Origin of the sequence: Bradyrhizobium sp. 1(2017) (assembly GCF_011602485.2) — a bacterium.
Taxonomy (GTDB): domain Bacteria; phylum Pseudomonadota; class Alphaproteobacteria; order Rhizobiales; family Xanthobacteraceae; genus Bradyrhizobium.
In genome coordinates this window covers 4570291-4592458 of the sequence record NZ_CP050022.2, presented here as the reverse complement: position 1 = coordinate 4592458, position 22168 = coordinate 4570291, and the positions used below count along the sequence as shown (strand labels likewise).

At 63.5% G+C, this 22168-nt stretch carries 23 protein-coding genes; 19 read left to right on the top strand and 4 right to left on the bottom strand.

The annotated features are described in order from the left end of the window. Position 1 precedes the first annotated feature (1 nt). The 10 genes from HAP40_RS21755 to HAP40_RS21710 are packed head-to-tail and all read left to right on the top strand — an operon-like array spanning position 2 to position 9576. Positions 2-640, top strand: coding sequence for an NADH-quinone oxidoreductase subunit J (locus HAP40_RS21755; RefSeq protein ID WP_166815782.1), 639 nt, complete (start codon positions 2-4; stop codon positions 638-640). After that, positions 637-945, top strand: a complete 309-nt coding sequence (nuoK, locus tag HAP40_RS21750) for an NADH-quinone oxidoreductase subunit NuoK (RefSeq protein ID WP_008547737.1) — start codon at positions 637-639, stop codon at positions 943-945. Before HAP40_RS21755 ends, nuoK begins: the two co-directional genes overlap by 4 nt. A gap of 8 nt (positions 946-953) precedes the next feature. Beyond that, complete coding sequence (nuoL, locus tag HAP40_RS21745) at positions 954-3047, top strand: NADH-quinone oxidoreductase subunit L (protein WP_166815783.1); 2094 nt, start codon at positions 954-956, stop codon at positions 3045-3047. Further along, on the top strand, positions 3048-4556 hold the full coding sequence (locus HAP40_RS21740; protein WP_166815784.1) for an NADH-quinone oxidoreductase subunit M: 1509 nt from the start codon (positions 3048-3050) through the stop codon (positions 4554-4556). A 22-nt stretch (positions 4557-4578) separates the two neighbouring features. Further along, positions 4579-6015, top strand: coding sequence for an NADH-quinone oxidoreductase subunit NuoN (gene nuoN / locus HAP40_RS21735; protein ID WP_166815785.1), 1437 nt, complete (start codon positions 4579-4581; stop codon positions 6013-6015). 1 nt (position 6016) lies between these two features. Next, positions 6017-6823, top strand: a complete 807-nt coding sequence (locus HAP40_RS21730; protein ID WP_166815786.1) for a biotin--[acetyl-CoA-carboxylase] ligase — start codon at positions 6017-6019, stop codon at positions 6821-6823. Then, positions 6823-8493 (top strand): ribonuclease J, encoded by a 1671-nt coding sequence (locus HAP40_RS21725; RefSeq protein ID WP_166815787.1) that lies wholly within the window; start codon positions 6823-6825, stop codon positions 8491-8493. Before HAP40_RS21730 ends, HAP40_RS21725 begins: the two co-directional genes overlap by 1 nt. 13 nt (positions 8494-8506) lie before the next feature. Continuing rightward, complete coding sequence (mce, locus tag HAP40_RS21720) at positions 8507-8911, top strand: methylmalonyl-CoA epimerase (protein WP_166815788.1); 405 nt, start codon at positions 8507-8509, stop codon at positions 8909-8911. 9 nt (positions 8912-8920) lie between these two features. Next, the gene (locus tag HAP40_RS21715; protein WP_166815789.1) at positions 8921-9196 is read left to right on the top strand and encodes a DUF1467 family protein; all 276 of its coding nucleotides are present in this window, start codon (positions 8921-8923) and stop codon (positions 9194-9196) included. 32 nt (positions 9197-9228) lie between these two features. Then, on the top strand, positions 9229-9576 hold the full coding sequence (locus HAP40_RS21710; RefSeq protein ID WP_166815790.1) for a hypothetical protein: 348 nt from the start codon (positions 9229-9231) through the stop codon (positions 9574-9576). 14 nt (positions 9577-9590) lie between these two features. Here HAP40_RS21710 and HAP40_RS21705 read toward each other — a convergent pair whose 3' ends face one another. After that, positions 9591-9854: a GlsB/YeaQ/YmgE family stress response membrane protein gene (locus HAP40_RS21705; protein ID WP_166815791.1), complete on the bottom strand. Its 264-nt coding sequence runs from the start codon at positions 9852-9854 to the stop codon at positions 9591-9593. A gap of 32 nt (positions 9855-9886) precedes the next feature. Next, on the bottom strand, positions 9887-10336 hold the full coding sequence (locus tag HAP40_RS21700) for a YidB family protein (protein WP_166819411.1): 450 nt from the start codon (positions 10334-10336) through the stop codon (positions 9887-9889). A gap of 270 nt (positions 10337-10606) precedes the next feature. On the opposite strand from HAP40_RS21700, the gene mtnK reads away from it, so the two are divergent. From mtnK to HAP40_RS21665, 7 genes are all read left to right on the top strand, one after another. Beyond that, positions 10607-11896 (top strand): S-methyl-5-thioribose kinase, encoded by a 1290-nt coding sequence (gene mtnK / locus HAP40_RS21695; RefSeq protein WP_166815792.1) that lies wholly within the window; start codon positions 10607-10609, stop codon positions 11894-11896. 271 nt (positions 11897-12167) lie between these two features. Then, positions 12168-13757 carry an ABC transporter substrate-binding protein gene (locus tag HAP40_RS21690; RefSeq protein ID WP_208024747.1) on the top strand — a complete coding sequence of 530 codons (1590 nt, stop codon included), beginning with the start codon at positions 12168-12170 and terminating at the stop codon, positions 13755-13757. A gap of 60 nt (positions 13758-13817) precedes the next feature. Beyond that, complete coding sequence (locus HAP40_RS21685) at positions 13818-14741, top strand: ABC transporter permease (protein WP_166819413.1); 924 nt, start codon at positions 13818-13820, stop codon at positions 14739-14741. Further along, positions 14738-15559, top strand: a complete 822-nt coding sequence (locus tag HAP40_RS21680) for an ABC transporter permease (protein ID WP_166815793.1) — start codon at positions 14738-14740, stop codon at positions 15557-15559. Before HAP40_RS21685 ends, HAP40_RS21680 begins: the two co-directional genes overlap by 4 nt. Further along, positions 15556-16536, top strand: a complete 981-nt coding sequence (locus tag HAP40_RS21675; RefSeq protein WP_166815794.1) for an ABC transporter ATP-binding protein — start codon at positions 15556-15558, stop codon at positions 16534-16536. The genes HAP40_RS21680 and HAP40_RS21675 overlap by 4 nt, the downstream gene beginning before the upstream one ends. Next, positions 16529-17566: an ABC transporter ATP-binding protein gene (locus HAP40_RS21670; protein ID WP_166815795.1), complete on the top strand. Its 1038-nt coding sequence runs from the start codon at positions 16529-16531 to the stop codon at positions 17564-17566. Before HAP40_RS21675 ends, HAP40_RS21670 begins: the two co-directional genes overlap by 8 nt. 77 nt (positions 17567-17643) lie before the next feature. Continuing rightward, positions 17644-17862 (top strand): hypothetical protein, encoded by a 219-nt coding sequence (locus tag HAP40_RS21665; protein WP_166815796.1) that lies wholly within the window; start codon positions 17644-17646, stop codon positions 17860-17862. 1118 nt (positions 17863-18980) lie between these two features. On the opposite strand, the gene HAP40_RS21660 is transcribed toward HAP40_RS21665, so the two are convergent. After that, complete coding sequence (locus HAP40_RS21660) at positions 18981-20540, bottom strand: winged helix-turn-helix domain-containing tetratricopeptide repeat protein (protein WP_246741061.1); 1560 nt, start codon at positions 20538-20540, stop codon at positions 18981-18983. Between the two features lie 148 nt (positions 20541-20688). Between HAP40_RS21660 and HAP40_RS21655 the strand changes: the two genes are divergently transcribed. Together HAP40_RS21655 and HAP40_RS21650 are read left to right on the top strand one after the other, a co-directional pair. Beyond that, complete coding sequence (locus HAP40_RS21655) at positions 20689-20919, top strand: DUF1127 domain-containing protein (protein ID WP_166815797.1); 231 nt, start codon at positions 20689-20691, stop codon at positions 20917-20919. Positions 20920-21001: 82 nt separating this feature from the next. Further along, the gene (locus HAP40_RS21650; RefSeq protein WP_166815798.1) at positions 21002-21406 is read left to right on the top strand and encodes a DUF4440 domain-containing protein; all 405 of its coding nucleotides are present in this window, start codon (positions 21002-21004) and stop codon (positions 21404-21406) included. 116 nt (positions 21407-21522) lie between these two features. Here HAP40_RS21650 and HAP40_RS21645 read toward each other — a convergent pair whose 3' ends face one another. Beyond that, on the bottom strand, positions 21523-22149 hold the full coding sequence (locus tag HAP40_RS21645; protein ID WP_166819415.1) for a LysR family transcriptional regulator: 627 nt from the start codon (positions 22147-22149) through the stop codon (positions 21523-21525). Positions 22150-22168: the final 19 nt, after the last annotated feature.

The following is a 22168-nucleotide window of genomic DNA, read 5'->3' as shown; positions in this document are numbered from 1 at the left end:
CATGATCCTTCCCGCGCTGTTCTTCTATCTGTTCGCCGGCATCTGCGTCGCCTCGGCGGTGATGGTGATTGTCTCGCGCAATCCCGTGCACTCCGTGCTGTACCTGATCCTGGCCTTCGTCAACGCCTCCGGCCTGTTCGTGCTGATGGGCGCCGAATTCCTGGCGATGATCCTGATCGTCGTCTATGTCGGCGCGGTCGCGGTGCTGTTCCTGTTCGTGATCATGATGCTCGACGTCGACTTCCTCGAGCTGCGCGAGGGCTTCATCGAGTATCTGCCGGTCGGTCTCGTGATCGGCGGCATCTTCCTGTTCGAGCTGCTGCTCACGGTCGGCTTCTGGGTCATCAACCCCGGCGTCTCCAAGACGATCACGGCGGCGATCCCGGCCAACGTCAGCAACACCGAGGCGCTCGGCCTCGTGCTCTATACGAAGTACATCCACTACTTCCAGCTCTCGGGCATGGTGCTCCTGGTTGCCATGATCGGCGCCATCGTGCTGACGCTGCGCCACAAGGCGAGCGTGAAGCGGCAGGACATCAACGTTCAGAACGCGCGCACGCCCGAGATGGCAATGGCGATGCGCAAGGTGGCGCCGGGGCAGGGGCTCTCGGATGCCGATGCGGCGGAGTGGGTGAAATGACGATCGGGCTCGGACATTATCTGGCGGTCGGCGCGATCCTGTTCACGCTCGGCATCCTCGGCATCTTCCTGAACCGCAAGAACATCATCGTCATCCTGATGTCGATCGAGCTGATCCTGCTCTCGGTCAACATCAACCTCGTCGCGTTCTCGACCTTCCTCGGCGACATCGTCGGTCAGGTCTTCGCGCTGCTGGTGCTCACCGTCGCGGCCGCCGAAGCCGCGATCGGTCTCGCCATCCTGGTGGTCTATTTCCGCAACCGCGGTTCGATCGCGGTTGAGGACGTCAATCTGATGAAGGGCTGAGCTCTCAAATGGTTCAGGCAATCGTTTTCCTGCCTCTGCTGGGCGCCATTCTGGCCGGCCTGATTGCGCTGTTCGGCGCGCATGCCCGTAACCCCTCTGGCGACGAGGTCGAGCATCATGGCGACCACGGGCATGGCGACGCGCATGCGTCGGCGGCGCACGGCTCTCATGGACATGACGACCATGGTCACGGCGATCACGGTCATGACGACCACGGCCATGGCCCGACCGAGCCGCCGGCGGCGGGCTCACGCGGCGCCGAGCTGATCACGACGGCGCTGCTGTTCGTCTCGGCGGCGTTGTCCTGGATGACGCTGGTCGATGTCGGCTTCATGCACCACGACGCCCGCATCCAGCTGCTGCCCTGGATCTTCTCCGGCGACCTCCAGGTCTGGTGGACGCTGCGCGTCGACACGCTCACCGCCGTGATGCTGGTGGTGGTGACCACCGTGTCTTCGCTCGTGCACCTCTATTCCATCGGCTACATGGACGAGGATCCGAACCGGCCGCGCTTCTTCGGCTATCTCTCGCTGTTCACCTTCGCCATGCTGATGCTGGTGACCGCGGATAACCTCGTGCAGCTGTTCTTCGGCTGGGAGGGCGTGGGTCTGGCCAGCTACCTGCTGATCGGCTTCTGGTACCAGAAGCCGTCGGCGAACGCGGCCGCCATCAAGGCTTTCGTGGTCAACCGCGTCGGCGACTTTGGTTTTGCGCTCGGCATCTTTGCGATCTTCATGCTGGTTGGCTCGACCGATTTCGAGACGATCTTCCATGCCGCCCCGGGTCTGACCGGCAAGACCATCAACTTCCTCGGCTGGCACGCCGACGCGCTGACCCTGACCTGTCTGCTCCTGTTCATGGGCGCGATGGGCAAGTCGGCGCAGTTCCTGCTGCACACCTGGTTGCCCGACGCGATGGAAGGCCCGACCCCGGTCTCGGCGCTGATCCACGCCGCGACCATGGTCACCGCCGGCGTTTTCATGGTGGCTCGCCTGTCCCCGCTGTTCGAGCTCGCCCCGAACGCGCAGGCGGTGGTGATGTTCTTCGGCGCGACGACCGCTTTCTTCGCGGCGACCATCGGCCTCGTCCAGAACGACATCAAGCGCATCGTCGCCTATTCGACCTGTTCGCAGCTCGGCTACATGTTCGTCGCGATGGGAGCAGGTGCCTATTCGGTCGGCATGTTCCATTTGTTCACGCACGCCTTCTTCAAGGCGCTGCTGTTCTTGGGTTCCGGCTCGGTGATCTACGCGATGCACCACGAGCAGGACATCCGCAACATGGGCGGCCTCTGGAAGAAGATCCCCTACACCTATGCGGTGATGGTGGTCGGCACCCTGGCGCTGACCGGCTTCCCGCTCACGGCCGGCTACTTCTCCAAGGACGCGATCATCGAGTCCGCCTACGTCTCGCACAATCCGTTCGCGGTGTACGGCTTCCTGATGACCGTCGTCGCCGCCGGCCTGACCTCGTTCTACTCCTGGCGCCTGATCTTCAAGACCTTCCACGGCGAGCCGCATGACGAGCACCACTACGAGGCCGCGCATGAGGCTCCGCTCTGGATCCTGATCCCGATCGGCGTGCTCGCGGTCGGCTCGATCGTCGCCGGCTTCCCGTTCAAGGAGCTGTTCGCCGGTCACGGTGTCGAGGAGTTCTTCCGCGAGTCCGTGAAGATGCACCCGCACATCATCGAGGAGATGCACCACATCCCCGAGACCATCGCGTTCCTGCCGACGGTGATGATGGTGCTGGGCTTCCTGGTGTCGTACCTGTTCTATATCCGCCGGCCGTATCTGCCGGTCGAGCTCGCGAACACGCAGCCGATGCTGTACCAGTTCCTGCTCAACAAATGGTACTTCGACGAGCTCTACGACCTCATCTTCGTCCGTCCGGCGAAGTGGGTCGGCTACCAGCTCTGGAAGAAGGGCGACGGCTTCATCATCGACGGCTTGGGTCCCGACGGCATCTCCGCCCGCGTGCTGGACGTCACCCGCAACGTCGTGAAGATCCAGACCGGCTATCTCTACCACTACGCATTCGCCATGCTGATCGGCGCCGCCGGCCTGATCACCTGGTTCATGTTCGGCTTTGGAGGCCAGTAAATGACAACCTGGCCCATCCTTTCGGTCACGACGTTCCTGCCCCTGGTCGGTGCGCTGATCGTCTATCTGAGCCGCGGCGATGACGAGGCGGCCAAGCGCAATTCGCGCTGGATCGCGCTCTGGACCACGCTGATTACCTTCGCGGTGTCGGTGATCCTGGTCATGCGCTTCGATCCCGCAAACCCCGACTTCCAGTTCGTGGAGAAGGCGAACTGGCTCGCCACCGGCATCACCTACCACATGGGCGTCGACGGCATCTCGCTGCCGCTGGTGATCCTGACCACCGCGATCATGCCGTTCTGCATCATCGCGAGCTGGAAGGCGGTCACCAACCGCGTCCGCGAATACATGATGGCGTTCCTGATCCTGGAAACGCTGATGATCGGCACCTTCTCGGCGCTCGATCTCGTGCTGTTCTATCTGTTCTTCGAGGGCGGCCTGATCCCGATGTTCCTGATCATCGGCGTCTGGGGCGGCCCGCGCCGGGTCTATGCGTCGTTCAAGTTCTTCCTCTACACGCTGCTCGGCTCGGTCCTGATGCTGCTCGCCATCATGGCGCTGTACTGGAACGGCGGCACCACGGACATCCCGACCTTGATGCACACCGCGGTGCCGCGGTCCCTGCAGACCTGGGCGTGGCTGGCCTTCTTCGCCTCGTTTGCGGTGAAGATGCCGATGTGGCCGGTGCACACCTGGCTGCCCGACGCTCACGTCGAGGCGCCGACCGCGGGCTCGGTGGTCCTGGCCGCGATCCTGCTGAAGATGGGCGGCTACGGCTTCCTGCGCTTCTCGCTGCCGATGTTCCCGCTGGCCTCGCACGACTTCGCGCCGCTGGTCTTCACGCTCTCGGCCATTGCCATCATCTACACCTCGCTGGTGGCCTTGATGCAGGAGGACATGAAGAAGCTGATCGCGTACTCCTCGGTCGCGCATATGGGCTTCGTCACCATGGGCATCTTCGCCGGCACCATGCAGGGCGTCGCCGGCGGTGTGTTCCAGATGATCTCGCACGGCATCGTCTCCGGCGCGCTGTTCCTCTGCGTCGGCGTCGTCTACGACCGCCTGCACACCCGCGAGATCGCGGCCTATGGCGGCCTCGTCAACCGAATGCCGCTCTACGCGCTGACCTTCATGGTCTTCACCATGGCCAATGTCGGTCTGCCCGGCACGAGCGGCTTCGTCGGCGAGTTCATGACGCTGCTCGGCACCTTCAAGGTCTCGATCCCGACCGCGTTCTTCGCGACCTTCGGCGTGATCCTGTCGGCGGCTTACGCGCTGTGGCTCTATCGCAAGGTCGTGTTCGGGGCGCTGGTCAAGCCGTCGCTGGCGAGCATGAAGGATCTCACCTTGCGCGAATGTGTGACGCTGTTCCCGCTGATCGCGCTGACGATCCTGTTCGGCGTCTATCCGAAGCCGGTGCTCGATATGTCGGCCGCCTCGGTCCAGCAACTCGTCAATAATTACAACACCGCTGTGACGGCCGTGAAGGCCGCCGCACTGCTCCAGTGAGCGGGCAGGTCAGGATATCGCCATGAGCTTTGAGACTGCAGGTTATCAACTGGCGCCGGTGCTGCCCGAGATCGTGCTCGCGGTCGGCGCCATGGCGCTGCTGATGCTGGGGGCCTATCGCGGGCAGGAGACGACCAGGACCGTCACCTCGCTGGCGGTCGTGCTGCTGATCGTGGTCGGCGCGCTCGTCTACATGCAGCCCGCGGGCAAGCAGGTGACCTTCGGCGGCAGCTTCATCGTCGACGACTTCGCCCGCTTCATGAAGATCCTGGCCCTGATCGGCTCGGCGGTGACGCTGGTGCTGTCGACCGAATTCCTGTCCGATCCCTCGCGCCGCATCTTCGAATACGCCATCCTGGTGCTGCTCTCGACGCTCGGCATGATGGTGCTGATCTCGGCCGGCGATCTGATCTCGCTCTATCTCGGCCTCGAGTTGATGTCGCTCGCGCTCTACGTCGTGGCGTCCTCGAACCGCGACAATGCCAAGTCGACCGAAGCCGGCCTGAAGTATTTCGTGCTCGGCGCGCTGTCCTCGGGCATGCTGCTCTACGGCTCCTCGCTGGTCTATGGCTTCACCGGCACGGTCAGCTTCACCGGAATTGCCGCTGCCGCGACGATCTCGAATACTGGCCTGGTCTTCGGCCTCGTGTTCCTGCTCGCCGGCCTCTGCTTCAAGGTCTCGGCCGTGCCGTTCCACATGTGGACGCCGGACGTCTATGAGGGCGCCCCGACGCCGGTCACCGCTTTCTTCGCCTCGGCGCCGAAGGTGGCCGCGCTCGCCGTCTTCACCCGCGTCACGCTGACCGCATTCCCCGGCATCGTCTCGCAGTGGCAGCAGATCCTGGTGTTCGTGGCGATCGCCTCGATGGTGCTCGGCTCCTTCGCCGCGATCGGCCAGACCAACATCAAGCGCCTGATGGCGTACTCCTCGATCGGCCACATGGGCTTTGCCCTCGTCGGCCTCGCCTCCGGCACGGTCGAGGGCGCGCAGGGCGTCTTGATGTACATCGTCATCTACGTCGCGATGACGCTCGGCTCGTTCTCGATCATCCTTGCGATGAAGCGCAACGGCCAGGCCGTGGAGCAGATTAGCGATTTCGCAGGCCTGTCGCGGACCAATCCGCTGCTCGCCTTCATGTTCGCGATGCTCCTGTTCTCGCTCGCCGGCATTCCGCCGCTCGCCGGCTTCTTCGCCAAATGGTACGTCTTCGTCGCCGCCATCAAGGCGAACCTGTTCACGCTCGCCGTGATCGGTGTGCTCTCCAGCGTCATTGGCGCCTATTACTATCTCACCATCGTCAAGACGATGTACTTCGACGAGCCGGCCGGTCAGGTCGATCCTGTCCGGATCGAGGTGCGGACGGTGCTCGCGGTCGCGGGCCTGTTCAACCTGCTGTTCGCGCTGTTCGCGGGTCCCGTGGTGAGCGTCGCCTCCGCCGCGGCAAAGTCGCTGTTCTAGGATGGGGTTCGCGCTCGGTCCTCGCGCACAGGCCGCGGGCTACAAGCTCGCGGCTTTCGATCGGACCGGCTCGACCAATACCGACGCGATCGAGCACGCGAGGCGCGGCGAACGCGGCCCGATGTGGTTCGTCACATCCGAGCAGACCGCCGGGCGCGGCCGGCGCCAGCGGGCGTGGATCGCGCCCAAGGGCAATCTCGCCGCGAGTGTCCTCGAGATCATGGATATCACCCCGGCCGTCGCGGCGACCCTCGGCTTTGCCGCCGGGCTGGCGCAGGAGGCGGCACTGGAGAGGGTGAGCCTCGAGGCTGCGTTGCGCCTCGGCGAGGGCCGCCCCCGCTACGCGCTGAAATGGCCGAATGACGTGCTCGCCGGCGGCAAGAAGCTCGTCGGCATCGCGCTCGAGGCCGAGGCCATCGGCGACAGACTCGCGGTCGTCGCGGGCATGGGCACCAATGTCGTGGCCGCGCCGGAAGGCACGCCGACGCCCGCGGTGTCGCTCGCGACGCTCGGCGTCCAGATCAGCGCCGAAGAGCTGTTCTCGGCGCTCTCGGATGCCTGGGTCGAGTTCCGCGGCATCTGGGACAATGGCCGCGGCTTTGCCGAGATCCGCAAGCTCTGGCTGGAGCGCGCCGCCGGCCTCGGTGAACGCGTTGCGATCCATACGGGTGCGATGACACTGGAAGGCGTTTTTGACACCATCGACGACACCGGCTGCCTGATCGTCCGCACCGCGGAAGGCCGGATTGTGCCGGTCGCAGCGGGCGAGGTGTTCTTCGGTCCGGCCGCCTCCGTGGGAGCTGCGTGATGGCGAGGCCCGACGAACTGGTGTTTGCGCCGCTCGGCGGCGTCGGCGAGATCGGCATGAACCTGTCGATCTACGGCCTCGGCAACCGCCACCAGCGGGCCTGGCTCGCCGTCGATCTCGGCGTCTCCTTCGGCGACGAGGAGCATCTGCCCGGCATCGACCTGATCATGCCGGACATCTCCTTCCTGGAGAAGGAACGCAAGAACCTGATGGGCCTGGTCTTGACCCACGCCCATGAGGATCATTTCGGCGCGATCATCGATCTGTGGCCGAAGCTGCAATGCCCGATCTATGCGACCCAGTTCAGCGCGGCGCTGTTCGAGGCCAAATGCGCCGCCGAGCGCAATGCGCCCAACATCCCTGTTACGGTGATCCCGTCCGGCGGCCGCATCGATGTCGGCCCGTTCAACGTCGAGTTCATCCCCGTTGCGCACTCCATTCCGGAAGCGCACGCGCTGGCGATCCACACCGAAGCCGGCACGGTGCTGCACACCGGCGACTGGAAGATCGACCCGACCCCGACGCTGGGCGCGCCGACCGACGAGAAGCGGCTGCGTGAGCTCGGCGAGGAGGGCGTGCTCGCCTTGATCGGCGATTCCACCAACGCCGTGCGCGACGGCCGCTCGCCGTCGGAGGCCGAGGTTGCCCGGACCATCATCGATCTCGTGAAATCAGCCAAGGGCCGCGTCGCGGTGACGACGTTCGCCTCTAACGTCTCCCGGATCAAGGCCGTGGCCGAGGCCGCGAAGGCCGCGGACCGCGAGGTCGTCGTGGTCGGCCGCGCCATGGAGCGCGTGGTGCAGGTCGCGCGCGAATGCGGTTATCTCGACGGCGTGCAGAACTTCCGCTCGCCCGAGGTCTACGGCCACCTGCCGCAGGACAAGGTGCTGGCGCTGTGCACCGGCAGCCAGGGCGAGCCGCGCGCCGCGCTGGCGCGCATCGCCAATGACGACCATCCCGAGATCACGCTCAATCGCGGCGACAGCGTCATCTTCTCCTCGCGCACCATTCCCGGCAACGAGAAGGCCGTCGGCTCGATCATCAACAACCTCGTGCTCCAGGGCGTCGAGGTGATCACCGACCGCGACCACCTGGTCCACGTTTCCGGCCATCCCCGCCGCGACGAGCTGCGCGATCTGATCTCCTGGGTGAAGCCGCAGCTCCTGATCCCGGTCCACGGCGAGGCGTTGCACTTGAATGAGCACGCAAAGCTCGCGCGCGCCGCGGGCGTGCCGCGCGTGCTGGTCTGCCGCAACGGCGACCTCGTCAAGCTCGGCCCCGGCGACCCCGGCATCGTCGGCGAGGTGCCGTCGGGCCGTCTCTACAAGGACGGCACGATCCTGGAGGATTCCAAATCCCGCGCGGTGGTCGAGCGCCGCCGCATGGCCTTTTCCGGCTGCGCCTTCGTGGCCGTGGCCATGACGGAGCAGGGCGAGCTCGCCGACGATCCCGAGGTCGATCTCGTCGGCATTCCCGAGAAGAACAGGGCGGGCGAGGCCTTTGACGATCTGGTCTTCGACGCCGTGACGTCCACCATCGAGGGGCTGCCCAGGGCGCGCCGCCGCGATCCGGACGCTCTGGCGGAGTCGGTGCGACGCGCTGTCCGTGCCGTCATCAACGAACATTGGGGTAAAAAGCCCCCCTGTCTGGTACATGTGCTGACAGTGTAAGGGGAGAGACAAGATGCTGGGCCGGCTCAACCATGTCGCGATCGCGACCAAGGACGCCGTCAAGGCCGCGAAGATCTATGGTGCGGCGTTCGGGGCCGAGATTTCGGCAGCCGTGCCGCTGCCCGAGCACGGCGTCACCACCGTGTTCGCGACGCTGCCCAACACCAAGATCGAGTTCATCGAGCCGCTCGGCGAAGCCTCGCCGATCGCAAAATTCCTCGAGCGCAACGCCGACGGCGGCATCCACCATATCTGCTACGAGGTCGTCGACATCATCGCCTCGCGCGATACGCTGGTGAAGGAGGGAGCGCGGGTGCTCGGCGACGGCGTGCCGAAGATCGGCGCCCACGGCAAGCCGGTGCTGTTCCTGCACCCCAAGGATTTCTCCGGCGCCCTCGTCGAGATCGAGCAGGCATAAGGCCGCGCCATGGCCATCCAGATTTCAACCTGGCTCGCGATCTATTTCGTGCTGTGGTGGGTCATGCTGTTCGTGACGCTGCCGTTCGGCGTCCGCAGCCAGCACGAGGACGGCGTCGGCGCGCCCGGCACCGACCCCGGCGCACCCATCCTTACCCGCATGGGACGAAAGCTGATCTGGACAACGATCATCTCGGCCATCGTCTTCGGTATCGGCCTTGCCGCCTACTACGCCGGCTATCTTTCGATCGAGCGCCTGTCGAAGATGATGGGAATGCCTTTCTAGCTTTTTTGCTGACGATTGTTTTGGGGGACCGAATGACTTTTCAGAGGATCGTCATTGCGCTTCTGGTGCTCATCGTCGCCGGCCTCGGCGCCATCGGCTATGTCGAATGGAAGATGGCGGTCCAGGTGCGCACCTTGAAGGCGTTCGTCGAGGGCTATGTCTTCAACGAGGCCGTGATGGCCTGCGAGCAGGCCAAGAGCTCGACACCGTTCAAATGGAACGGCGGCAAGAGCACCTCGGTGATCGGGCTGAATTCGGTCAAGACCGACAAATACAGCGTCTACGCCAGCTACACGCTGGTGGCGGACAGCGTCTATTGCGATTACGACCCGATCAAAAGAAAGGCCGAGATCGGCTCGAGCTTCCTGGAGCGGGAGTAGCGATCCGCGCCAATCTAGATCGCGCGGCGTTGCCGGCCGGCGATGAAACCGTAGACAAACAACACGATGATCGCGCCGACCACGGCACCGATCAGGCCCGCGCCTTCACCAGGGCGATACCAGCCCAACGCTTGGCCGAGGTAGGAGGCGACGAAGGCGCCGACGATGCCAAGGATGGTCGTCAGGATGAACCCGGAAGGTTCATTGTCGCCCGGCATGATGAACTTGGCGATCACGCCGGCGAGAAAGCCGATGATGATGGTCCAAAGAAGGCTCATGTGTACGCCTCTTCTGAATTGAGCCGCTGCAGCTATGCCTCAGGCAGGCGTCCATCCGGCGTGTATTTGTCGATCGCGGAAGGAAGCTCGCGGGATAGCCGTGCGACGATCTCGTCTTGGGAAAGCCCGGTCTGCTGTGCGAGCTTCTCCAGGACGTCGCTGCCGATCGCTTCTTTCAGCTGCGGCGAGGAGATATCCTTGTTGGGCCCGGGCTTGACCCATGAATCGGCGATCTCGCCCTGCCCATTCTGATTAAATCTCTCCAGGAGCTCGCCAATACCGCCATTGAGCAGGCCGCCGATGCCGCCCGCGCCAAGCATGCCGCCGAGATTGCCGAGCACGCCCCCAGGCGGCTGTTGACCGCCCGCGGACGTGCCGCCGCTCGCGCCTTTCAGCAGCTCAGCCAATTTATCCCGGTTCTGATATCCGGCAATGGCCAGCATCGCCAGAAGGGCGGTCATCGAGGGCATTCCGCGGCTCATCGGCAGCTCCTTCAAAAGGTCAGAAAAGCAAAACCGTCTCAGCCGACTTGTGTTCCTGGTCGGCAAATCGTGGGCTCGCGACCAAGCGTCCCAGCCTAGTCGCCCGATACCAATCACCTTGCGCCCATCCCTGTTCGCCGGCACAGCCAAAGCACCAGGTAGCGGACCGCGTTGATTGCGATTACGATCCGATCAAAAGAATGGCCGGGATCGGCTCGAGCTTGCCAGCATCGGGAGTAACGATCCGGCGCAGACAGGGATGGGATCATCATGACCGGGGATCGGGCAGGGGACTACCGGATTTTGCATGAGGCGGCCTTGCGGGATTATCTCGCAAGCCTGTCCGATATCGCCGCGCTCCTGGGCGGCGAGCCAGCGTCCTGGGCGATCACCGAGGTCGGCGACGGCAATCTCAACCTCGTCTTCATCGTCAAGGGTGGGCGCGGCGGCATCGCCGTGAAGCAGGCGCTGCCCTACGTCCGCCTCGTCGGCGAGAGCTGGCCGCTGCCGCTGTCACGGGCCCATTACGAATATTTGGCGCTGTCGAAGCAGGCCCGGCTCGCGCCGGGCCTCGTGCCGGCGCTGCTGCATCACAACGAGCCGCTGGCGCTGACGGTGATGGAGCTGCTCGAGCCCCACATCATCATGCGCAAGGGGCTGGTTGCGGCAACGCAATATCCTGGCTTCGTCGACGACATCACCACCTTCATGGCGCGGACGCTGTTCTTCACCTCCGACCTCGCGCTGTCTGCGGCCGAGAAGAAGGAGGGGATCGCCGCGTTTGCCGGCAACCATGCGCTCTGCAAGATTACCGAGGATCTGATCTTCACCGATCCCTACCGCATCGCCGAGCAGAATCGCTGGACCGCGCCCTATCTCGACGGCCTGGCGGCGGCCTTGCGCGACGACATGGAGCTGCATGTCGCGATCTCCCGCTTGAAGCTGAAGTTCATGGCGAGCCCGGAGGCGCTGCTCCATGGCGATCTCCATACCGGGTCGATCATGGTGACGCAGAGCCAGACCCGGGTGATCGACCCCGAATTCGCGTTCTATGGCCCGATGGGGTTCGACATCGGCGCTGTGCTGGCCAATCTCCTGATGGCCTATTTCGCCTCCGCCGGCCACGAGCGCGCGCCGGGCGAGCGGGCCGCATTCGAGGCCTGGGTGCTGGGGACCGTCGAGCGGGTCTGGAGCGAGTTCGCCGGCAAGTTCCTGAGCCTCTGGCGCGCGGGCGCTGCGGGCGATGCTTATCCCGTCTCGCTCTTTGCCGGCGAGAAGGGCGCCGCACGACTGGAAGCCGAGCGGCAGGCCTACATGCATCGCCTGTTCACGGATACGGTCGGCTTCGCAGCCGCAAAAACCATTCGCCGCATCTTCGGCCTCGCGCACAATATCGACTTCGAGCTGATCGAGGATCCGAAGAAGCGCGCCATCAGCGAAGCCCGCGCCGTGCGGCTTGCGCGCGCAATGATGGTGGAGGCGGCGGCATTTCGGTCCATCGCCGACGTCGCCGGCGCCGCGCGAAAGCTGAGAGACTGGATGCCGGAACTGTCCGGTTGACAGTGCGGCGTCAATAAAGCCGCATCGGCAGCGAGGCGCCGTCCGGGCCGACCAGAAGACCCCAGGTCTCATTGGCAGGTCTCATTGGCAGGTCTCATTGGCCGCGATCTCGAACTGCCGGATTTGCACCGCGTTGCAACCTGACCCGTAGTCCCCGTCGAGGGGCCGTCTTCCGGAACGAGATTGGTCTTCATCGAAAACGAAGCTTGCGCTCGACGGGTTGCGAATGATCAACTCTCGGAGCGGAATACCTGCGTTGTTGGGGGGACTCATGATGTTCAGGATGATTGCGTTCGTTGCCGGCCTGGGGCTGGCGCTCGCCGCCACGGCGCAGGCCCAGACACCGCGCAAGGGCGGAACCATCCGTATGACCGCGCCCTATGGCTCGAGCTTCACCAGCCTGGACATCCACACCACGCAGCGGGCCCAGGACGAGATCTACGCCAAGGCGCTGCACCGGTCGCTCTACATCTGGAATTCCGCGGAAGGCAAACCGGTTCTGGAGCTCGCCAAGGAAGATGTCGTCTCGGGCGGCGGCCTCGTTCACACTTTCAAGCTGCGCGACGACGCCTATTTCCACAACGGCCGCAAGATGACGGCCGACGACGTCATCTGGTCCTACACCCGCATCATGGACGGAACCAAGGCCTATCCCGGCGCGCGTTTCGTTCGCTTGATCGAGGGCGCGGCGGCGGTCGAGAAGGGCCAGGCCAAGGAGATCTCCGGCCTGAAGAAGATCGACGACTTCACGATCGAGATGAAGCTGACCGAGAAGGTCGATCCGGGCTTCTACTTCTTCACTGCGCTGACCTCGATCTATCCTGCAGACGAAGGCGCCAAGGAGAGCTTCATCCAGAAGCCGATCGGCCTCGGGCCGTTCAGGTTCGTCGAGCACGTTCCGGGATCGCGCATCGTCCTGGAGCGGTGGGACCGCTTCTACAAACCTGGCAAGCCCTATGCCGACAAGCTCGTCGTGTCGATCATGGCCGAAGCCGCGGCCCGCGATGTCGCCTTCCGCAACAAGGAGATCGACACCTCCGTGCTGGGACCTGCGCAATACGTCGCCTATCAGTCCGACGCCGCCCTCAAGGGCACCATCGTCGAGGTCGCCGAGGTCTTCACGCGGTACATGGGGATGAACCCCACCTTCAAGCCGTTCGCCGACAAGCGCGTCCGGCAGGCGATCAATTATGCGATCGATACCGACCTGATCATCAACAAGCTGGTGAAGGGCAAGGCCTATCGTGCCACCAGCTGGCTGCCGCTGACCGCGCCGGCCTACGACAAGGCGATGAAGCCTTATCCCTATGATCCCGCCAAGGCCAAGCAGCTGCTCGCCGAGGCCGGCTATCCCAACGGCTTCGAATTCGAATGGACCACCAGCCAGAATGAAAGCTGGGGCCTGCCGATCGTCTCTGCCGTCATCCCGATGCTCGACAAGGTCGGCATCAAGGCCAAGGTCAAGCAGGTCGAGACCGCGGTGCTGGCCGAGGTCATTCGCAGCGGCGACTATCAGGCCTTCATCTATTCCCAGGCGAGTGGCCCGGATCCCCAGGCCGCACTCAAATGCTTCCATTCGTCGACGCCGCAGCCGGCCTGCAACTACATGACCTTCAAGAATGCCGACTTCGACAAGATCATCGATGAGGCCGGGCAGGCCGACGATCCCGCAAAGCGCATCCAGCTGCTGCAAAAGGCCAATGCGCTGCTCTACGAAGAAGCGCCGGTCTGGTTCTTCAACTACAACAAGGCGGTCATGGCGGTGCAGCCCTGGCTCAAGGGGATTCAGCTCAATGCGACGGAGCTGACCCATCAGAACGTCGAGGACCTCTGGGTCGACGAGACCTCACCCGCGAAGTGATACGCGCTCGCGCGCTCCCTGCATCGCGTCGCGCGCCGGAGGGAGAGAGGAAAAGTGCCGATGCTCGCCTTCCTGACCCGCCGTCTCCTGCAGACCATTCCGACCGTCCTCGCCGTCGTTCTGCTGGTGTTCGTGCTGTTCAGCGTCGTTCCCGGCAGTATCGTCACGGGAATGAGCGACGACGCCGATCCCCAGGTCGAGCTGCGCATGAAGAAGCAGCTCGGCCTAGACGACCCCGTCTACGTGCGTTTCGGGTCCTACATTGCCAAGCTCGCCACCGGTGATTTCGGCACCTCCTTCCGCACCCGCGAGCCCGTTACGGCCATGATCGCCAAGCGGGCCTGGCCGACGCTGCAACTGATATTCGCCGCCATGGCGTTCGCCATCGTGATCGGGGTGCCGCTTGGCTTCATCGCGGCGCTGCGGCCCGGCGGTCTCGTCGATACGATCGCCATGGTCGTCGCGGTGTCGGGCCTTTCCATCGCCAAATTCTGGCTCGGACTGGTGCTGATGTATCTGTTCGCGCTGAAACTGGGCTGGCTGCCGAGCTTCGGCTATGGCGATGGGGGCCTGAAATATCTGGTCCTGCCGGCGGTGACGCTCGGCGTCTCGCCGATGGCGCTGTTTGCCCGCACCACGCGCGCCGCGGTCCTGGAGATCATGACGGCTGATTTCGTCCGCACCGCGCGCTCGAAGGGCATGAGCGAGACCAGGGTCGTGAAGTGGCATGTGATGCGCAACGCGCTCGTCATCATTCTCACCACCGTCGGCCTGCAGTTCGGCGGGCTGATGGGGCAGGCGGTCGTGGTCGAGAAACTGTTCTCCTGGCCGGGCATCGGCTCGCTGCTGGTCGACAGCGTCTTGCAGCGCGACATTCCGGCCGTCCAGGGCTCCATTCTCGTGGTTGTGCTGGCCTTCCTCGCGATCAATCTGCTGATCGACGTGCTCTATGGCGTGATCGATCCCAGGATCAGATACGCATGAAGCTCCGCGCCAATCTCGTCATCGGTGGGGTCTTGTTCGCGCTGGCGATCCTGGTCGGCCTGCTCGCGCCCTGGCTGGCGCACACCGATCCCGTCATGGACGCCAATTTGATGAACGCGGAGGAGCCCCCGAGCTGGACCTGGTGGTTCGGCACCGACGACCAGGGCCGCGACATCTATTCCCGCGTCGTGTATGGCGCGCGCGTCTCGCTGACGGTCGGCATCGTCTCGCAGCTGATCAACAGCATCATCGGCGTGGCCCTGGGCCTGAGCGCCGGCTATTTCGGCGGCTGGTGGGACGATGTCGTCAACGCCCTGACCAATCTCATGCTCGCGATCCCTTCGCTGATCTTCGCGCTGGCCATCATGGCGGTGCTGGGACCCGGCCTGACCAGCCTGCTGATCGCCCTCGGGCTGACCAACTGGTCCTTCACCTGCCGGATCGCACGGGCCTCGGCGCTGTCGCTGAGGAGCCAGGGCTATGTGCAGGCGGCGACCGTGCTCGGCTATGGCGATCTGCGCATCATGATCACACAGCTGCTGCCGAACATGCTGGGACCGATCGTCGTCATCGGCACGCTGGGGATGGGCAGTGCGGTCCTGTCCGAAGCCGCATTGTCGTTCCTCGGCCTCGGCGTCCGCCCGCCCTTTCCAAGCTGGGGCAGCATGCTGTCGGAGGCCCGCGACCAGATCACGACGGCGCCCTGGCTCTCGGTGTTTCCCGGCCTTGCCATCTTCCTGACGGTGCTCGGACTCAATCTGCTCGGCGATGGCTTGCGCGACATCCTCGACCCGCAATCGCGGAGCCGGCGCACATGACGGACGCACCGCTGATCGAGGTGAAGGATCTGCGCATCGATCTCGATGACGGGTCCAGGCGCGTGGCGGCAGCCGAAGGCATTTCATTCCGCATCGATCGCGGCGAGACGTTCGGCCTCGTCGGCGAATCCGGATGCGGCAAGAGCATCACGGCGCTCGCCTTGATCGGCCTGTTGCGGCCGCCGCTCGCGATCGGCGGCGGCGTCATCCGGTTCATGGGGCAGGAGATCCAGCACCTTTCCGCCGCCGGACAGCGGCAGCTGCGCGGCAATCGCATCGCCATGATCTTCCAGGAGCCGATGACGGCGCTGAACCCGGTCTCGCCGGTCGGCCGGCAGATCGCCGAGATGTTCGTGCTGCACAAGGGCAAGAGCTGGCGGGAGGCCAACCGGCTGGCGGTGGAGGCGCTGGCAAGCGTGCGCGTTCCCGCGCCCGAGCGCCGCGTGAGGGATTACCCGCACCAGCTGTCGGGCGGCATGCGTCAGCGCGTGATGATCGCCATCGCGCTGGCCTGCGGTCCGGATCTCCTGATCGCGGACGAGCCGACCACCGCGCTCGACGTCACCGTGCAGGCGGAAATCATCGAGCTGATGCGGAACCTGTGCGCCGAGAGGGGAACGGCGATCCTGATGATCAGCCACGATCTCGGCCTTGTCGCCAATGTCTGCCGCCGCGTCGCCGTCATGTATGCCGGCCGCATCGTCGAGGAGCGCGGTTCGGCCGATGTCTTCCGCGCGCCCTCGCATCCCTATACGCAGGGCCTGGTCGCCTCGCTGCCGCGGCTGGGCAGCCGCGCCGCGATGGGGCGCAGCAGGCTGAAGGAGATCGCGGGCGTTGTCCCGGCCATCACGAGCTTTCCGGAGGGCTGCCGGTTCAACCCGCGTTGTACGCAGGCGACCGAGATCTGCCGGACCGTCGCGCCGGCGACGGATCAGCTGGAGGCGGGCGGCCTCGTCAGGTGTCACCACCATGCTTGAGCCCCAGGGGAGAGCGGACGACGACGTCATCCTCAGCGTGAGGGATCTCGCGGTTCATTTTCCGCTCGGGGGCGGCTTGCTGGCTCGCGAGAGGCGGCTGCTCCGTGCCGTGGACGGTGTCGACCTCACGCTGAAGCGCGGCGAATGCCTCGGCCTCGTCGGCGAGTCCGGCTCGGGCAAGTCGACCGTCGCGCTGTCGATCCTCGGCCTCCTGAGGCCGACGCGCGGGCGTATCGTGGTGGACGGGCAGGTCGTGACGGACCGGCCCTCCGGCGATCGCAAGGCATTGGCCCGTACCGTCCAAATGGTGTTTCAGGATCCCTACGCCTCGCTCAACCCGCGCCAGACCGTGCGCCGCACCCTTCAAGATCCCTTGCGTGTGCACGGCGTGACCGCGAAAAGCGAGATCGAGGACCGCGTCGCGACGATGCTGCGGCATGTCGGCCTGCGGCCCGAACAGGCCGACCGCTACCCGCACGAATTCTCGGGCGGCCAGCGCCAGCGCATCGGCATTGCCCGCGCCCTGATCCTCAATCCCAGGATCGTCATCTGCGACGAACCGGTCTCTGCGCTCGACGTCTCGATCCGCGCCCAGATCATCAACCTGCTGCTGGAACTGAAGGACACGCTCGGCCTTTCCTTCATCATGATCAGCCACGACCTCGGCGTCGTCGAGCATATGAGCGACAGGGTGGCCGTGATGTATCTCGGCCGCATCGTCGAGAACGGCAACTGGCGCGAGATCTTCGAACGTCCCGCGCACCCCTATACGCAGGCCCTGATCGCCGCGATCCCCGATCCGCTGCGCCACACACCCTTGGCGACGACTGGCGGCGATCTGCCCAACCCGCTCAATCCGCCGAACGGATGTGCCTTCAGCCCGCGCTGCCGCTATGCCGAGGCGGTGTGCCGCCGTGAACCGGGGCCGTTGCTTGAAACGCGTCCCGATGGGCACGCGGTGCGATGCTGGCGGGCTGACGAGATTGCCGGTCAGACGCAGTTGGCTTCGACCGAAGGTGGGCACCCCTAGGGATGGAAGGCGCGTATCGCCCTGTCTTCATGTGTGCTACCAGATTGGATAGCAAAATGTAGCAGGAAAGGCAGATCATGACTGACGATCAGGTCAATCTCGTCGTTCGGCACCTTTGCGAGCAACTGCACTTGGCGCTCCGGTTGAAGGGCAGCGAAGCACATCCACCAAACGCCAAGGATATTGGATTCGATCCGGTCTCTGTGAGAACCGTACTGCTGACCGGCTTGCGTTCGGCGGGTGTCACGACCCACCACGAGGCAGCCGGGAAGAGCGAAGAGCCGCCGTGGGCGTAAACGTAAAGCGCGGGGCGGAAGCCTCGCGCCAATGACTCGGTTGGGTCAGCAGCCAACAATTCACTACTGCGCCCAAATATCCGCCTAGGGCCAATACCGGAGTAGCCAGCCTATTCGCTCATCCGGTCGGTGCGGCGGCTGAAGGTCGGCGGAAATTCGGGCGATGCTGCTCATTCTTCCGCACGCCAGATGGCTACCGAAGCAAATATGACTGCCTAAGCAAATGCCGCGATTGCAAGCGCAACGGCGGCAGGGGGGCGGACCTGCATAGACGACAGGCGAGCGATCATGTGCGCTGATTGCACCGACGCACTGCCGGCTAGAAATATCGCCAAGGACAAGCACGTGCAATCTGTGCGTTGGGAACTTTGTTCAATCTCATGATCCCTCTAAAATTTGCACTGCCGCAGACTGGACAGAAGTACCAATACTCACTTGCGATTACCTTCGGACCTGGACTGGGATTGTAACCGCACATCGTTCGATGACATTGAAAGCCGTCACATTCATCATAACCCATGAATGCAATTTCAGGAGGGGGATACCCTGAACAATACACCTTCACTCCAGTCCAGCATTTGCCGCCGTTATCCCCTTTTGGATCACTCTTCACGTATTTCATTCCCAGATCAGTGCAGTCTGCTGGCGACCCAAAACAAAAGGGCGCTGTCCCGATCCATATCCCCGGCTCCGCAATTGCATCCCTGCTTAGCAAGACAGCGATTACTGCGACGACTATCCTGAACAGGATCATAGAAGCCTCCCTATCTATGACGGATGTGGAAGGAGCTGCAGGGTGGATATCCTGACCCACCGCACAGGATATTTGAGCAACCAGAGACGCCTGTAAAGAAAGACACGCATGTCGCGCGACTTACCAGTGGTCAGTCGCGCACCGTGCTACCTTTTTTAGATGATCTCGCGGAGAGAGTTCGGCCGGGGAGGTGACTATAGCGGCCCTCCCACCAGGCGGCGGGTTGATGTCGCACTTGGGTCACAAGCGGCGGCTCTACGTCCGGTCCACCGTCGATAGCCGACATCACAATGGCTTTGGCCTTGTTCGGCTACGGGCCAGAAACGGAAGTCACCCTCCTATAAGTTAGGAAGGCGAAAGTCTTTCACTCAGGTAGTCCGAGCAGTTTTAGCGGCTTGATCAACGCATCGATGTGCTCCTGGCGGCGATAAGGCAGCCTAACTGCCCAGCGCGCCACCGAAAAGCGCGGATGACGGTCCAGCAAATCCTTCGCGATGATCCTTGCTTCCGTTTCCTGTCCCAGCATCCATTGGGCCGCGATCAAAGTTGTCTGCGCTGTCAGCCAGCCTGGCCTCTCCTTTAGGACCTGCGAGGCAGTATCGGACGCCGCGGCGAAATCGCCGAGATGAAATCTGGCCAGTGCTTCATCGACCATCGATTCCGTGAGCGACAGCGGGCTCATCCGCTGCGCGTGCTCGATGTATCGGATTGCTTCGCGGAAATTGCCGGCATAGCCGTGATACATGCCCGCCATATGATAGGCGTCCGTGCCACCAGGGCTGAGGGTGATCGCCTTCTCCCCGGCCTCCACGGCTTCGTCATGGCGGTGTTGAAAGGTCCTGACGTAGCCTATGACAAGGTATGCCTCGCCGCACCCAGGATCTACTTCCAGGGCCTTCGACGCGCAGTCCAATGCAGACTGATAAGTCGCGGCTGCTTCCTTTACCCAACCGAAGCGAGCCTGATCAGTCAGGGTGAGTCCCAATTGGTAGAGTGCTGGCGTGAACGCTGGGTTGATCTGCAATGCCCGTTCCAAACAGTCTCTGGCTTGAACATGAGTACGCTTATCAAAATTCAGATAGAAGTTGCGTCCTTTCAAGAAGTGCTCATATGCCAAGGGACTGCAGGAGCGCTTTCGCCAGACGCGCGCCTGCTCGCCAAGTGTCAGCCGTACCTCCAGCGCTGCGACGATTTCCTGTGTAATGCGATCCTGCAGATCGAATACGTCATCCAGACTCCCGTCAAAATGGTCAGCCCACAAATGGTGGCCATCCCGAGTGTCAATCAATTGTGCTGTCAGACGCACTCGATCTCCCGCCTTGCGCACGCTCCCTTCCAAAACATAGCGCACACCCAAGAGCCGCCCGACCTCGCGCACGTCTCTGGACTGTTCCTTGAATGCGAAGCTCGAGGTGCGCGCGATGACATTGAGAGCCTGGATCTTTGATAAAGTGGTCAGCACGTCCTCTGCGATGCCGGCGGCGAAGAATTCCTGCTCCGGATCGGAGCTGAGGTTATCGAAAGGAAGTACGGCAACCGAGGGTCTGTCGGGGTGCGTGAGGGCCAGCTTCGGCTGATTCTCTGGCTCGTCCGCTGTCGCATTTGTGAGCCCCTGTACTTCCGAAACCGATCCAACAAAACGGAAGCCTTTGCGCGGTAGTGTCTTGATAAGGCGCTGCTCTTCACCGGTATCGCCGATCACGGTCCGGGCAACGTTCAGGCGCGTAGTCACTGCGGCGTCAGATACGCTACGTCCATCCCAAATGGCGTTGATGAGTTCGTCTTTGCTGACGACGCGCTCCCTGTGGCGTATCAAGTAGTCGAGGAGGTCGAACACCTGTGGTGGGACAGGGACCACGTCCGCCCCGCGCCGCAGCTCCCGCCTATCGGGATCGAATGCGTAGTCCTCGAAGAGATAGCGCAAGCTGCCGATTCCCCCAGGCGCCCCTGATGATTGGGCTGCCGTTGAGCGCAAAGAATAAGGCTCCGACGAGGAAAAAGTAAGCTGGGCGTTAAGCGCCCGCTTTCACGCGCTGGCAACCTCGCCTGAAGACATTCAGGGAGATGCCGCGATGAGCACAGCCTCTGATGCAACATTACTGCGACAGACCGCCGCACCGACCGGGCGTCTATCAAGGCTCTTTAGGAAATGCTGCACCGCGCTTCAGGAACGGTATAAACGCCAGAGGCTGCGCGCGGCCTTGTACGACCTCAGTGATAAGGACCTGAAGGACATCGGGACCTCGCGCAGCGGAATCGAGTTCATCGCCTCCAACCGCTCAATCGATCCACGGACTGCATGAATTCTGTTCGGTTCGGCGGCGGTGGCCTTTTTGATCGTGCAGCTTCCCACAATGTGTTCGCCCGCGCCCTAGGAGGACTGTCATGGCGAAAGCACTTGAGGTCGAGATGTCGGATTTCTTTGGTCGCCAATACAACGAAGCCTGGCAGTTCGATGGCGACGAAATCGCCAGGTTTTACTGCGTCCCCACGGTCACTGTGCGGGGAGACGGGTCCATCCATTGTCTTCAATCCCGAGAAGAGCTTGCGCGATTCTTCCAGGGAGTGCTCGACACCTACAAAGGCCAAGGCTTGGCCAGTACGACCCTGCACGACCTTAGGGTCGTTCCGATCGGCGACCGCAGCGCTTTGGTGAGCATGACATGGAATGCGGTTGATGCTGATGGAAGGCCAATCAGGGAGTGGCGGCAATCGTACAACCTAGTCCGCCTTGCCGACGGCTGGCGAATACTGGTCTCAACATTTCACCTGAGCGCAGCGCCGGGCTAGTGACGTCTGCTGTGGGTCATGAACGACAAAACTCGAACTGAGTACAATAGGTCTGCTCTCGGTCAAATTGCCGCCAATCCGCTCGTCGTAGTGAGGCTATGGATTGCCGGTCCAGCCTAACGTTTGATGCCGACCAGACGAGGGCGGCGGTGGTTTGCGAGGGAGTGCTCGGCGGACAGGGCGCGCAGCCATTCGCGGAAGCTGACGATCTCGGGACAATCCGCGGTGCCTTCGGGCGCAACCAGCCAGTCGCCCAGACCCGGACCGTCATCGATCCGGTCGCAGCGATAGCCGGGATGGTGGCCGAGACCGCGGGCAATCAGCAGGTCGGCCTTGCCTTCGACCAGCTCGTGCAGGCCGGCGGGCTGCAGCACCCGCAGGCCGATGTCCGGATGCGCGCTGCGAAACTCCGCCAAATCGAGGCGGCGCAGGTCGAAGCTGCCATGGACCCCCAATTGCAGCAGCACTGCGCCTGCCGGTTTCAACCGCGAGGTCGCCTCTGCAATGTGACGAAAGCCTTCGGAGATCCCGGGCAGATAGGCCTGACCTGCCGGGGTGAGGATGAGCTGCTTGTGCAGCCGATCGAACAGGCGGACGCCGAGGCGCGTCTCCAGCGCCTTCACCTGCTGCCCTACGGCAGCGGGCGTCACATGCAGCTCGTGCGCCGCCAGTTTGAAGCTGAGATGCCGTGCGGCGGCTTCGAAGGCGCGGAGCGCGTTGAGCGGGGGAAGGGCATAGGTCATCGCCGCGCAGTTTGTCATG

Coding starts and splice junctions, on each gene's coding strand:
- HAP40_RS21700 (WP_166819411.1), bottom strand. CDS start 10,336: ATGAGCCGCGGAATGCCCTCGATGACCGCCCTTCTGGCGATGCTGGCC.
- HAP40_RS21715 (WP_166815789.1), top strand. CDS start 8,921: ATGGCCATCCAGATTTCAACCTGGCTCGCGATCTATTTCGTGCTGTGG.
- HAP40_RS21680 (WP_166815793.1), top strand. CDS start 14,738: ATGAAGCTCCGCGCCAATCTCGTCATCGGTGGGGTCTTGTTCGCGCTG.
- HAP40_RS21650 (WP_166815798.1), top strand. CDS start 21,002: ATGGCGAAAGCACTTGAGGTCGAGATGTCGGATTTCTTTGGTCGCCAA.
- HAP40_RS21685 (WP_166819413.1), top strand. CDS start 13,818: ATGCTCGCCTTCCTGACCCGCCGTCTCCTGCAGACCATTCCGACCGTC.
- HAP40_RS21755 (WP_166815782.1), top strand. CDS start 2: ATGATCCTTCCCGCGCTGTTCTTCTATCTGTTCGCCGGCATCTGCGTC.
- HAP40_RS21710 (WP_166815790.1), top strand. CDS start 9,229: ATGACTTTTCAGAGGATCGTCATTGCGCTTCTGGTGCTCATCGTCGCC.
- HAP40_RS21655 (WP_166815797.1), top strand. CDS start 20,689: ATGAGCACAGCCTCTGATGCAACATTACTGCGACAGACCGCCGCACCG.
- HAP40_RS21725 (WP_166815787.1), top strand. CDS start 6,823: ATGGCGAGGCCCGACGAACTGGTGTTTGCGCCGCTCGGCGGCGTCGGC.
- mtnK (WP_166815792.1), top strand. CDS start 10,607: ATGACCGGGGATCGGGCAGGGGACTACCGGATTTTGCATGAGGCGGCC.
- HAP40_RS21730 (WP_166815786.1), top strand. CDS start 6,017: ATGGGGTTCGCGCTCGGTCCTCGCGCACAGGCCGCGGGCTACAAGCTC.
- HAP40_RS21670 (WP_166815795.1), top strand. CDS start 16,529: ATGCTTGAGCCCCAGGGGAGAGCGGACGACGACGTCATCCTCAGCGTG.
- HAP40_RS21705 (WP_166815791.1), bottom strand. CDS start 9,854: ATGAGCCTTCTTTGGACCATCATCATCGGCTTTCTCGCCGGCGTGATC.
- nuoK (WP_008547737.1), top strand. CDS start 637: ATGACGATCGGGCTCGGACATTATCTGGCGGTCGGCGCGATCCTGTTC.
- HAP40_RS21645 (WP_166819415.1), bottom strand. CDS start 22,149: ATGACCTATGCCCTTCCCCCGCTCAACGCGCTCCGCGCCTTCGAAGCC.
- nuoN (WP_166815785.1), top strand. CDS start 4,579: ATGAGCTTTGAGACTGCAGGTTATCAACTGGCGCCGGTGCTGCCCGAG.
- nuoL (WP_166815783.1), top strand. CDS start 954: ATGGTTCAGGCAATCGTTTTCCTGCCTCTGCTGGGCGCCATTCTGGCC.
- HAP40_RS21665 (WP_166815796.1), top strand. CDS start 17,644: ATGACTGACGATCAGGTCAATCTCGTCGTTCGGCACCTTTGCGAGCAA.
- mce (WP_166815788.1), top strand. CDS start 8,507: ATGCTGGGCCGGCTCAACCATGTCGCGATCGCGACCAAGGACGCCGTC.
- HAP40_RS21675 (WP_166815794.1), top strand. CDS start 15,556: ATGACGGACGCACCGCTGATCGAGGTGAAGGATCTGCGCATCGATCTC.
- HAP40_RS21740 (WP_166815784.1), top strand. CDS start 3,048: ATGACAACCTGGCCCATCCTTTCGGTCACGACGTTCCTGCCCCTGGTC.
- HAP40_RS21690 (WP_208024747.1), top strand. CDS start 12,168: ATGATGTTCAGGATGATTGCGTTCGTTGCCGGCCTGGGGCTGGCGCTC.